Consider the following 11,741-nt stretch of genomic DNA (forward strand, 5'->3'; position numbering starts at 1 on the left):
TGACTTTTTTACTGAAAAACCAAGATTTATATGGCTATTTTTCCTATTAAATGTAAATACTATTCTTTCCCTCCGAAAATCTATATGCATAGATTTCTAGGTTTTAACTTATGAAAATTAACTTTTTAATATTTGGATGCAAGCAGTTTTTTCTTGTGACCTAAAGAAGTAAGAGCCAGCAACTAAAATATCTACACCTGCTTGTTTACAGCGTTCTGCGCTTGCTTCATTTATACCACCATCTACTTCTATTACATAATTAGCTCGATGGTTACGACGCCAGTTATCTAAATAGCGGAGATTTTCTACTGTAGTTGGAATGAATGACTGCCCACCAAATCCTGGATTAACGGTCATCTGCAAAACTAAATCTACATCCCCTAAAATAGAATCAAGTGCATTTGCCGGGGTACCAGGATTAAGTACTACTCCCGCTTTACAACCAGCTTGTTTGATTTGTTGAATAACGCGATGAATATGCGGTGTAGCTTCGATATGCACAGAAATAATATGAGCTCCTGCATTCGCAAATTTTTCGATATAATTTTCTGGATTGGCAAGCATTAAGTGCACATCTAGTGGTATTGTAGCTGTTTTTGCAATTTGAGCAACCATGTCAATTCCAAAAGTTAAGTTTGGTACGAAATGACCATCCATCACATCAATATGCAAATAATCTGCACCTGCAAGTTCCGCTTCTTTAATCGAGTTTGCCATGTTCATATAATCAGCAGCTAATAAAGACGGCGCAACGAATGTCATACGCGTACACCAGCTTTCGCGATAACTGATTCCACGCGGTCAGCAACATTTTCTGGTGTGAATCCGTAAGCATTAAACAAATCTTTCGCTGGTGCTGATGCGCCGAAGTGATCAATTCCTAACATATCTCCTTCAGCACCAATAAATTCTTTCCAACCAAATGTAGTTCCAGCTTCAATTGCAAATCTCGCAGTCACTTCCTTTGGTAAAATACTTTCTTTATAGTCGTCACTGGTTTTTTCAAAGCGTTCCCAGCTTGATAAACTAACAACAGACACATCTAGCTCTCTTTTCGCTAATTCGTGCTTTGCCTCGATAGCAAGTGACACTTCCGAACCAGTTGCGATAATAATTGCATCTGGTTTCACATTACTTGCCGGAGCAACCACGTATGCTCCTTTTTCCACACCAGCATCTACTTCTGCTTGATCATTTTCAAGTACTGGTAAATCTTGCCGAGATAAAACAAGTGCAATTGGTCCATCCGTATTTGTAGCAGCTAACTCCCAAGCAGCACGAGTTTCTTTGGCATCTGCGGGACGAATAACGGTAAGTCCTGGCATAGCACGAAGCGAGGCTAAATGCTCGATTGGTTCATGTGTCGGTCCATCTTCTCCTACCGCGATACTATCATGTGTGAATACATAGGTTACTGGAAGTTGCATAAGTGCTGCCATTCGCATTGCTGGACGAACGTAGTCTGAAAAGACAAAGAAAGTAGCGCCAAATACGCGCAAGCCACTATGCAAAGCCATTCCATTCAGCATTGCTCCCATAGCAAATTCACGCACACCAAACCAGATGTTTTTGCCAGCTGGGTCGGCAATACTATACGCCGGGCTCGCGTCGATGAATGTTTTATTGGAGCAACCAAGGTCAGCAGAGCCACCAAAAAGTTCTGGTAATTCAGCCGCAATTGCGTTAATCATTTTCCCAGATGCAGAACGAGTCGGGGCACTTGCTCCAGCTTCAAAAGTTGGTAAATTAGTATTCCAGTCTGCTGCTACTTCCCCTGCTAAAACACGATCTAACTGGCTTGCGAGTTCTGGGAATTCTTTTTTGTAATTAGTTAACATCGTGTTCCAAGCACCTTCTAGTTTTTCACCGCGTGCTTTGTAATTTCTTAAGTAATCGCGAACTTCAGTTGGCACTGTAAACGGTTCTTCTGTCCAGTCATAATGTTCCTTAGCACCGCGCGCTTCTTTTTCGCCAAGTGGAGCTCCGTGACTTGCCGAGCTACCAGATTTAGTTGGCGCCCCGTAACCAATGACTGTTTTTACTTCAATTAGCGTTGGTTTCGAAGTTTCTAATTTTGCTTGGACAATTTTTTCTTGGATGGCAGCAAGGTTATTGCCATCTTCCACGCGAAGCACTTGCCATCCGTATGCACGGAAACGATCTGCGGCATTTTCACTAAAAGTAGCACTCAAGTCGCCATCTAAACAAATATCATTGGAATCATATAAAACGATTAATTTTCCTAGTCCAAGGTGACCGGCAAGTGATGCTGTTTCTGATGCCACACCTTCCATTAAATCACCATCTCCACAAATTGCATACGTATAATGGTCTACGATTGGATAATTAGGTTGGTTATACTGAGCTGCTAAATGTGATTCTGCTAGCGCCATACCAGCTGCCATCCCAATCCCTTGTCCGAGCGGTCCACTTGTTGCATCGACACCTGCTGTCCAACCAAATTCTGGATGTCCTGGTGTCAAACTATCTAATTGACGAAATGCTTTTAAGTCTTCCATTTTTACATCATAGCCAAATAAATGAAGCATGCTATAAAGTAGCGCTGAACCATGTCCTGCTGATAAAACAAAGCGATCACGGTTAAACCATTCTGGGTTAGCTGGATTAAATACTAAATGTTTTGCAAATAGCATATAAGCCATTGGTGCGGCACCCATTGGCATTCCTGGGTGTCCTGAATTTGCTTTCTCAATCATATCAATTGATAACGAACGAATCGTGTCTACTGCTTGTCTGTCTAATGTTTTTTTCAAAACGGTCATCTCCTTTAAATTCTTTGTGCTTATTTACACATGTTTTTCTACGTCGGACCAAATGTGTACAAGTCTTTCTGAGTAACTTGTTTTATCTCGGTCGTGAAATAGTGCAGATGTTCCTAACACATAAATATCTGGTAAACAGTCGCGCATTAAGCCTACTGTTTCTTTATTAATATTGCCGTCTACTTCGATTAGCGGCACGTGGACTTTTCCGGCTAATTTTGCTTTTAAGTCCCGCAATTTTTGAAGTACATTTGTTTGAAATTTTTGTCCTGCAAAACCTGGATTTACCGTCATCATCAGCACCATTTCCACATCATTTAAATAAGGATAAATTGCTTCAATGGGTGTTTCTGGATTAATTGCAATGGAAGGTTTGACATTATAAGAACGGATTTTCCTGATTACTTCTGTTACATCGTCCGCCACTTCTGCGTGAAAAGAAATGTATTCTGGCTTCACTGGGCCAAACATATCAATATATTTAAGTGGGGTAATTGTAGCCAAATGTATGTCTAACGGAATTTCTGTATTGTTCCGCACTATTTCCAAATATTCAGGACCGAGTGCAAGATTATTCACATATACACCGTCCATTACGTCACAGTGTAGTAGTTCCACGCCAGCTGATTCAAGACGCTTGAGTTCATCTCCTAAATGTAGTTGGTCGGCACACATAATTGAAGCGGCTATTTTCCTCATTTTTATCCTCACTTTCTTTCAAGTTCAGTAATTTTATCTAAGCGGCGTTTATGACGGTCACCAGCAAACGTTGCCTCAAGCCAAGTATCAACAATTAAAAGCGCCAATCCTTCGCCGATTACGCGCTCGCCTAAACAGAGAACATTGCTATTATTATGTTCACGAGTAGCACGCGCTGAAAAAGTATCAGAAACAACTGCTGCACGGATCCCGTCGACTTTGTTAGCCGCAATACTCATACCAATCCCCGTTCCACAACATAAAATCCCCAGTTCAGATTGTCCACTAACTACTTGATTGGCAACTTCTTCTGCATAAGATGGAAAATCGACACTATCGTCCGTGTATGTTCCAATATCTACTACTTCGATATTTTTTTCACGTAAATGTTTCACAATGGCATCTTTTAGTCTACGTCCACCATGGTCACAACCAATTGTTAATTTCATTTAATTTCACCTTCATTAATAGATTTTTTTCATTTAACACCTTATAATGAAATGGAACCGAGAACATACGCGAATATGTTCTCGGCTCATTTCTAAGGATGACTACTGTAAAACATCTGAGCCCGAGAAGCTTTGGATTCGTTTGCACGGTTATCCTTTTTTTGATGTTTTTTCATACAGCTCATCCTCCGTTATTAAGATTTCACTAATACTTTAATTTCATTTCCTGCCATAACTGCCTCAAAAGCCTCGCGCCAGTCATCTAATCCATAAACTTTAGTAATCATTTTGTCTGTATTGATTTTGCCATTAGCGAGTAAGTCCAGTGCTAAAATCCATGAAGAAGGTTTTTGTGAGCGACTGCCGATATAAGCAATCTCACGTTGAATAATTGACTCTTCATCAATCGCATTTTTCTTTTCAGCAAAAAGTCCTACTTGAACAAAATCGCCTTTTTTCTTCGTTAGTGGTAATCCTTGATTTACTGCTGGTACTGCGCCAGAACAATCAAATACTCGTTCAGCTCCGTAACCATCTGTCATGCCAAACACAACTTCAGCCAAGTCTTCTTTTAAGGTATCGACAATTCGGTCTATTCCTAGTTCTCTTGCTAGGAGTAAACGGTCACTATCTTTGGTAATTCCTGCCATAATCACCGTAGCTCCTTGCGCTTTCACTACTTGAGCAAGTAATAATCCGATTGGTCCTGGTCCGAAAACAAGTACTGTATCATCTGGGCGAATCGTTGTTTTTTCAAGTGCAGAGTGAACACAGCATGCAAGTGGTTCTGTAAGTGCTGCCGCTTCAAGTGAAATCCGCTCGTCTAGTACGTGACAACTTTCCTCGCGAGATAAAACAAATTCTGCAAAACTACCATTTGCTTGTGTACCAATGCCGCGACGATTGCTACATAAATTGTAATCACGTTCTTTACAATAAATACATTCCTCGCAAGTTTCAAAAGTTGTTTCACTTGTGACGCGGTCTCCCACTTTGATACTAGTTACATCTGGACCAACTTCTACGACTACACCTGAGAATTCATGCCCGAGTGTAACTGGTGTTGTTGGATTTTTGTATTCACCTTTGAATGTATGGATATCTGATCCACAAATCCCAGTGAAGGCTACTTTGATTTTTACTTTGTCGCCGTAAGCTTGTGGTTCTTCCACATCTTTTAGCTCCATTTGGTCATATCCGGGGTTTGTTTTTACTACTGCTTTCAAATTAATCGTCACCTTTCTGAGGCAATATCATCACTTTGTTATAATCATGTTCTCTTGAAAGAATCATCTCAAACGCTTCTTTCGTTTCTTCTAATTTATAACGATGCGAAATCAGTGGTTTTAGTTTAATTCGACCTTGTTTGACAAATTCAATCGAAGTCCGCCACTCTTCACCTGGAAATGGCGCCGAGTAAGAGTTCCAAAAACCTTTAAGCGTTAATTCGCGTCTGAAAATATTTTCAAAAGCTTCTTCATGTAAAAGTACATCTGCGTAAGCTATTCCGAGAAAACCGACTTTGCCTTTTTTCTTCGTTACAAGGAGACATTGTTCTTGGGTGATTTTCGAGCCGGCACATTCTAGCGCGATGTCAGCACCTAGACCATTCGTATAAGCTAAAGTGCGTTCTTTCAAGTCTTCATTTTTCGGATTAATCGTGTACCTGCAACCGAATTCCTTCGCATCTGCTAATTTTTTATCACTGATATCAACGGCGATAATATCTTTCACACCTGCAAGAAGTAAACATTGCACGACTAAAATCCCGATAGTCCCAATTCCAAAGACGATGGCTGTATCACCAAGTCTTGGCTCGATTCCAAGTACCCCATGCATTGATACAGCAAGCGGTTCAATCATCGCGCCTTCTTCAAAGTCAAGGTCGCCAATGGAAATGACGTTGTCCGCTTTCATTACGACATTTTCGGCAAAACCTCCATGGAAATGTGAGCCCACCATGCGGTAATTATCACACAGCGAGAAGTCGCCCGCTTTACAATAATTACATTCCATACACGGTTCTAGTGGAATTCCTGCAACACGGTCACCGATAGCTCTATTTTCCACTTCGCTACCAACTTCTGTAATCACACCCGCAAATTCATGTCCCATAACAGCCGGTAGTGGATATTTCCAGCGTGTCTGCATTTTGTGAATATCTGATCCGCATATTCCAACCGCTTTTACCTCAACTCGTACTTCATCTTTCCCACAAATCGCTTCATCAATTTGTTCAGCTTTTATTACATTATTTTCGTATAACACAGCTGCTCGCATGTTACTATCACCTCTTCTATATCATTAAAACAAAACTTAGAAAATAGCTGCCCAAGCTTGAGAGAATTTAAGAATAACCCAGTTAAAGAAGTTACCACCCATATCAAGCGTACTTACTTGAGTTGCTCCTTTAGGGAATTCATAAACGCCTTTCATCATTTCTGTATGCACAAGACCAAAGTCAGTTGCCATAAGAAGTGCCAGTGCAATAACTACAGTTCCAGCTAAAACAGAATGAAGAATGTTACCTTTACGAGATGCTACAACGAATGATACGTAAAATGGAATAGTTGCCAAGTCACCAAATGGAAGTACTTTGTTACCCGGGATGATAACAGCTAAGAAAAGAGTGATTGGAACAAGGATTAAACCAGTAGAAATATTTGCTGGGTGACCGATTGAAAGTGCTGCATCAAGTCCAATATAAAGTTCACGGCCTTTGAAGCGAGATTTCATGAATTCACGAGCAGATTCCGAAATTGGAATTAAACCTTCCATTAAAATTTTAACCATACGAGGCATTAAGAACATTACTGCACCCATTGACATACCCAGTTGCGCAACTGCCCCAACGTCGTAACCTGCAAGAAGACCGATTGCAATACCTAGAATAAGCCCCATCATCATTGGTTCCCCGAAGATACCAAAACGTTTTTGAATTGTTTCTGGGTCAACGTGGATGTTTTTGATTCCAGGAATTTTAGCGATTAGCCAACCAACTGGAATACCGATGAAACCGAATGCTGCTGTAGAACCTGTTGGTAAGGAGATCCCTTTTAAGCCATAAAATTCTTCTACCATAGGTTGTGTTCTATCAGCCATCCAAAGAACTGCAACTTCATAGATGATTGCACAAAGAATCGCGAACCACCAGTTACCTCCAGTCACGATATAACCAGTTGCACCTGCTGCTATAAAGTGCCAATAGTTCCAAATATCAATGTCTAACGTTTTTGTTACTTTAAAGAAGATAAGTGCTAAATTGACTGCTAAACAGATTGGAATTAAAATTGCTGCAACTGGGGAAGCCCATGAAGCTGCCGCTGCTGCTGGCCAACCTGCGTCAATGATTGTTAAATTCAGACCAAAGCGTTCAACCATTTGTTGTGCCGCTGGACCTAAATTGCTAGATAGTAAACTAATAACAAGGTTAATACCTACAAATCCGATACCTATCGTAATCGCGGAACGAAGCGCTTTTTTCGCTGGTACTCGGAAAATTAATGCAATAAAGAAAATCATAATCGGCAAAATAACTGTAGGCCCCAAGTTTAAAACATACTGTACTCCTGCTAGAAGTGTATCCATTTAATATTTCCTCCTTTTTTCTCTGTTTATGTTTTATTCCTAAACTCCCTTGCGCCCCTAATTATTTAAGGTGCGCAAGTATTTCTTCGTCAAGCTCTTCCATACCCATACCAGTGATGTAAGAAGTTGCAATAATAGCTGGGATTTTGTATGTTGTTGGTAAAATTGTTGTTGATACAATCAAATCTGCTCCGTCTTGCATAGATGCTGCTTCAGAAATTTTGATTTGTTTTACTTCTGCATCGACATTATGTTCTTTCACCAAACGCTCTACTCGGTCCGTTACTACTGTTGATGTTGCAATTCCTGCTCCACAAGCTACCAAAATTTTAAATTGTCCCATGATAAATTCCTCCTAATTAATTGCTGCGATTTCCTCGCGGCTAATGTTCCTGTTTTTTAAACGGTAATCGTTTCCAAAATTTGTTTTACTTCTGCTTCATCTTTCGCTCTGAGTAATGCGGTTACATTGTCCTTATCCTGAATCGTCCCCATCAATTGCTGAAGTACCGCGAGCTGGCTGTGAGGTTCATTTAGTCCCAGCACGAAAATCAAATTCGCTTCAACCGTTTGACCTGCATCTTCCATTAGTTTAAATGGAATGCCATCTTTCACAGTGATTACGGCGATAAATTGTTCCGTAACGCATTCTGGATCCGTATGCGGTAAAGCCACTCCGTATCCATCTAATTTTAGCCCCGTTGGAAAGGTTTGTTCACGGTCTGTTAATCTAGTCAAAAAGTCATCCGTCACATACCCTTCAGACTTCCCACTTTCTGCGACCATCTGGAAAAGGTCCTCTTGTTTATCGATATCCGATTGAACCCAAACCATTCCTTTTTTCAAAAATTGTACTAAATCCATTACGAAATCCTCCTGTAATTCTTTCTGACTTCTCTACATTGTCTTTTTTGTTTCCAAGTCCGTGAAGTTTTTTATTATTTGGTGCATTTCTTCTGTATTCCCAGCATCCGCGAGCTTTTTAAGTACTTTTTTGTTCTCCGATAATTCCATCAATTGTAGTAAAGCTGTGAAGTGAGCATTTTTATCTACGGCTGCAATGACGACGATAAAATGCAAATTCTTACCGCCTTCTACTGGTAAGCCTTCTTCTAGATAAAGCAAGCTCATTCCAAGACTCTTAACTCCTTTTTCCGTTTCAGCATGAGGGATAGCTATGGTATTTCGGAGTATGATGTTCATAATCGGTGCCGGGTATTGCCGTTTCATTTCAGCCACATATCGCTCTTCCACTACTCCCGCCGAAAGTAACGGTGAAGCCGCATGGTGTATTGCCTCATGCCAGTTTTCCACTGATTTCTTCCGGGTAATTCGCGTGCCTTCAAGTAAATCTGCGAGAGAGCTTTTGGTTGAACTGGTGGATGTAGTTTCTTCTGGAACTGGCATTAAGTAATCTGCTAGGACTTTTTCAAGACGAGCAGCATCTTTAATATCAGCAAATTTGGAAATAGTTTTCATTAATTGATCAACGCTGATATTTACCTCGTCCACTAAATAAACTGACCGCATCACTCGGCGCCTAAGCTCCAAGCGTTCTTTTCCGTCCATTAATTGGTTAATCAGGAAAAATTTCTTGTCCGTCGAAAGTGGTACTGCGGAAAATACAATGTCGTATCCTACTTTTGTTTGTTCAAATTCCCGAATCGACATCGCTTGATAGAAAAATATTTCCGGGAAAAGGCTTCGTAATGTTTTTTCCATTAATCTCGAAATTGATAACCCATTCGGACAAACTACTACTGCTTTTAGCCTTGTTTGTAGCTTCTCAGTAGATTCAATTAAATGCCCTCCAATGAAAAGGGTGATAAAAATACTTTCATTTTCTGGAACCTTGCTACCAATAAAACGTTCTAAAGGTACAAGCGACTCTTTCACGATGTAATGCACGGCTTGGAATTCTTGATCAATCTTGTCTAAAATGCTGTAATCTGTTGTAAGATGATACTTAATTCGATAATACGCAGGTTTGATATGTGCAAATAATTTTTCAAGTAATGATTCTTTGTCTACTAGTTGAATACAAGCCTTCTTTTCAAATTCACTTAGAACTTGTTCCAGTGCAAGCCTTAACTTATGCGTTTCCTCAGATTTCAAATACTGTTTCGGTAACACATTGGATGTTAAAAGTTGTAATGTGATGTACATTCGCTCTGCTTCTGGCATATTGGGCTCTTCTTCAATCAAAATCTCTGCTGCTCCGTATTCCCGAGTATCTGACAATTCATTGTAGTCAATCAGGAAAGATGTCGTAATCGTTTGCCCTTTTTTCATTCGCCGGAAAACAGCTTCCAGAATGTAAGGCAGTATTTGCATTTTATTGTCAATAAAATGCAAATTCAAGTGATGCTCCACTTGTTCCAATTTTTCCCTAAGTTCTTTAATTCTTGCTTCTTCCACTTGCATAAAATCTTGTAAATACTCTTCTCCACCAAAGCTCTCTATGATGTGTTCTGCCGCATAAATAAGTGCTGTTCGCTGATTCCACTCGTCGCCATCAATTAAATAACCACGCATTCTGGAATATTTTACTTCTAGGTTAAATTTATCGAGCGTTTTTTGTACCAGCTTCAAATCTCTTAATACGGTATTCTTGCTCACCTCCAACTCGCTGATAAAGTGATTAAGGGATAACTCTTCACTTCCTGTGGTTAGCATGAGGATGATTAGACTGGCGCGCTCTTTTTCTGATGGAATGTACCAATCTGTTTTTTCGCCATCTTCCTCACCAATGATTTGAAACAGGTCAGGTTCTACGATAAATCGACCATTCGCAGCACGGTGAATCTTTGGATAAGTCTGTTCCTCTAGCCAATTATTAATTTTTTGGAAACTATAGTCGACTTGTCTTCGAGTTAAACCGAATTTCGCTTGCAAGTTTATACTCGATGTGTCAGGATGCCGTAATAGCTCTTTTAAAAGTGAATTACTTCTCTCATCCAAATACATGTGAGTTCCCTCCTGTTCGTTTTTATTATAAGGCTAATCTTAATAAAAATGTACACGCTTTCATCCCAATAACTTGCGGAAAGAATGTACATCATTGGGCTTTACTTGTGACTTTTTTAACAATCCCTCTATTTAAAAATGATTGTTTATCGCCTATATAGCTTGTCGTGTAACGGATTGGATAAACTTTTGTTTAACGAGTAAAATCTGGTTTGAAACAAAAATGAGAATGAAGTTGCGGAGTTTTTCGGGGCAGTCTTCCTTCTCAATCATACAAAAAAAGCAGCTTTCTTTCTATATATTTTGTAAAAAAAGACACAAAAATATGGCGCAAATGATAAAAATACCATTTGCACCATTTTTGTTTGGTTATTTTCTTTTTTGTTTATCGACTCTTAGTAAACTTTTATTGAAATTCTTAAATGAGGAGCTGTGTCTTACCTTCATTTTGGGGAAAGATTTTAACATCCGTCGCTCATTAAATTTGAGTTTTCGCATACTCGCAGCAAGTTCGGCATCTTGTTTTCTCTTCGCTTCTACTTCCGCAATTTTCATGTCGATATTCTCTTGCTTCTTCAAAAGACCTTCTTCAAACTCTTTCGCACGTTCTTTCACGCTTGCTTTCAATTCGTCCGCTTGTGCATTTAGTTTTTCGTTAAATTCGGCAAGTGCCTTTTGGAATGATAGCATACTTGTTACAGATTTAATCGTATCAATTAGCATAATGACAACAATAAGCGCCGGAACAATCCAGCCGCCCCAACTCAAAATCCAATCAGCAAATTCGGTGACAAGCGGATGCAGGAACCGAACGACGATAATACATGCAAATCCCCAGAAAATGGAAATTGGTAAGCAAATCCGCCCTTTTACATTCAATGGCCACTCATGGTAATCCCACCACGTTGTATGAAAAAGCGCTTCTAAAATAGTCGCTGTTACGTACTCAATCACCGTACAAATAACTATCGAAAAAATAAATAAAGCCCATAAATTATTTTGAAATGGCAAAATTAACATTAAAACTGAGGTTACCCCAAACCCGTAAATGGGGCAGTACGGTCCATAAAGAAAACCGCGATATACTAACTTCTTCTCTGAAATGGAACAAAAAACCTCTTCCCAAGCCCAACCAAGTACAGAATAAATGAAGAAGTATAGAATAAACATATTGATATCCATATTCTCATCTCCCTTTTTTGTGGTATTTTTCACAATACTTCTTCATTATAACAGAAATAGAAACCTTCAACTA

11 protein-coding genes are annotated in these 11,741 nt (G+C 39.7%); all 11 read right to left on the bottom strand.

Features of this window, described 5'->3' with window-relative positions; genetic code table 11:
- Positions 1-117: 117 nt before the first annotated feature.
- The gene (gene rpe / locus CKV67_RS13515) at positions 118-762 is read right to left on the bottom strand and encodes a ribulose-phosphate 3-epimerase (RefSeq protein ID WP_014093842.1); all 645 of its coding nucleotides are present in this window, start codon (positions 760-762) and stop codon (positions 118-120) included.
- Positions 759-2,774 (bottom strand): transketolase, encoded by a 2,016-nt coding sequence (tkt, locus tag CKV67_RS13520; RefSeq protein ID WP_025280113.1) that lies wholly within the window; start codon positions 2,772-2,774, stop codon positions 759-761. Before tkt ends, rpe begins: the two co-directional genes overlap by 4 nt.
- 33 nt (positions 2,775-2,807) lie before the next feature.
- Positions 2,808-3,482: a ribulose-phosphate 3-epimerase gene (locus CKV67_RS13525; protein ID WP_014093843.1), complete on the bottom strand. Its 675-nt coding sequence runs from the start codon at positions 3,480-3,482 to the stop codon at positions 2,808-2,810.
- 8 nt (positions 3,483-3,490) lie between these two features.
- Positions 3,491-3,931, bottom strand: a complete 441-nt coding sequence (gene rpiB, locus CKV67_RS13530) for a ribose 5-phosphate isomerase B (protein WP_014093844.1) — start codon at positions 3,929-3,931, stop codon at positions 3,491-3,493.
- A 194-nt stretch (positions 3,932-4,125) separates the two neighbouring features.
- On the bottom strand, positions 4,126-5,157 hold the full coding sequence (locus CKV67_RS13535; RefSeq protein WP_014093845.1) for a zinc-binding dehydrogenase: 1,032 nt from the start codon (positions 5,155-5,157) through the stop codon (positions 4,126-4,128).
- A 1-nt stretch (position 5,158) separates the two neighbouring features.
- On the bottom strand, positions 5,159-6,211 hold the full coding sequence (locus CKV67_RS13540) for a galactitol-1-phosphate 5-dehydrogenase (protein WP_014093846.1): 1,053 nt from the start codon (positions 6,209-6,211) through the stop codon (positions 5,159-5,161).
- Between the two features lie 36 nt (positions 6,212-6,247).
- Complete coding sequence (locus tag CKV67_RS13545; protein ID WP_014093847.1) at positions 6,248-7,519, bottom strand: PTS galactitol transporter subunit IIC; 1,272 nt, start codon at positions 7,517-7,519, stop codon at positions 6,248-6,250.
- A 61-nt stretch (positions 7,520-7,580) separates the two neighbouring features.
- On the bottom strand, positions 7,581-7,862 hold the full coding sequence (locus tag CKV67_RS13550) for a PTS sugar transporter subunit IIB (RefSeq protein ID WP_003749772.1): 282 nt from the start codon (positions 7,860-7,862) through the stop codon (positions 7,581-7,583).
- A gap of 56 nt (positions 7,863-7,918) precedes the next feature.
- Positions 7,919-8,383, bottom strand: a complete 465-nt coding sequence (locus CKV67_RS13555; protein ID WP_014093848.1) for a PTS sugar transporter subunit IIA — start codon at positions 8,381-8,383, stop codon at positions 7,919-7,921.
- Positions 8,384-8,416: 33 nt separating this feature from the next.
- Positions 8,417-10,486, bottom strand: a complete 2,070-nt coding sequence (locus CKV67_RS13560; protein WP_014093849.1) for a BglG family transcription antiterminator — start codon at positions 10,484-10,486, stop codon at positions 8,417-8,419.
- Positions 10,487-10,855: 369 nt separating this feature from the next.
- Positions 10,856-11,668, bottom strand: a complete 813-nt coding sequence (locus CKV67_RS13565) for a putative ABC transporter permease (protein WP_014093850.1) — start codon at positions 11,666-11,668, stop codon at positions 10,856-10,858.
- Between the last annotated feature and the right edge of the window lie 73 nt (positions 11,669-11,741).

Source organism: Listeria ivanovii subsp. ivanovii (assembly GCF_900187025.1).
GTDB lineage: Bacteria > Bacillota > Bacilli > Lactobacillales > Listeriaceae > Listeria > Listeria ivanovii.

What these genes read in the sequence shown, in the direction of transcription:
- CKV67_RS13545 (WP_014093847.1), bottom strand. Translation starts at nt 7,519, where the DNA reads ATGGATACACTTCTAGCAGGAGTACAGTATGTTTTAAACTTGGGGCCT.
- CKV67_RS13555 (WP_014093848.1), bottom strand. Translation starts at nt 8,383, where the DNA reads ATGGATTTAGTACAATTTTTGAAAAAAGGAATGGTTTGGGTTCAATCG.
- CKV67_RS13550 (WP_003749772.1), bottom strand. Translation starts at nt 7,862, where the DNA reads ATGGGACAATTTAAAATTTTGGTAGCTTGTGGAGCAGGAATTGCAACA.
- CKV67_RS13560 (WP_014093849.1), bottom strand. Translation starts at nt 10,486, where the DNA reads ATGTATTTGGATGAGAGAAGTAATTCACTTTTAAAAGAGCTATTACGG.
- CKV67_RS13540 (WP_014093846.1), bottom strand. Translation starts at nt 6,211, where the DNA reads ATGCGAGCAGCTGTGTTATACGAAAATAATGTAATAAAAGCTGAACAA.
- CKV67_RS13565 (WP_014093850.1), bottom strand. Translation starts at nt 11,668, where the DNA reads ATGGATATCAATATGTTTATTCTATACTTCTTCATTTATTCTGTACTT.
- CKV67_RS13525 (WP_014093843.1), bottom strand. Translation starts at nt 3,482, where the DNA reads ATGAGGAAAATAGCCGCTTCAATTATGTGTGCCGACCAACTACATTTA.
- rpiB (WP_014093844.1), bottom strand. Translation starts at nt 3,931, where the DNA reads ATGAAATTAACAATTGGTTGTGACCATGGTGGACGTAGACTAAAAGAT.
- rpe (WP_014093842.1), bottom strand. Translation starts at nt 762, where the DNA reads ATGACATTCGTTGCGCCGTCTTTATTAGCTGCTGATTATATGAACATG.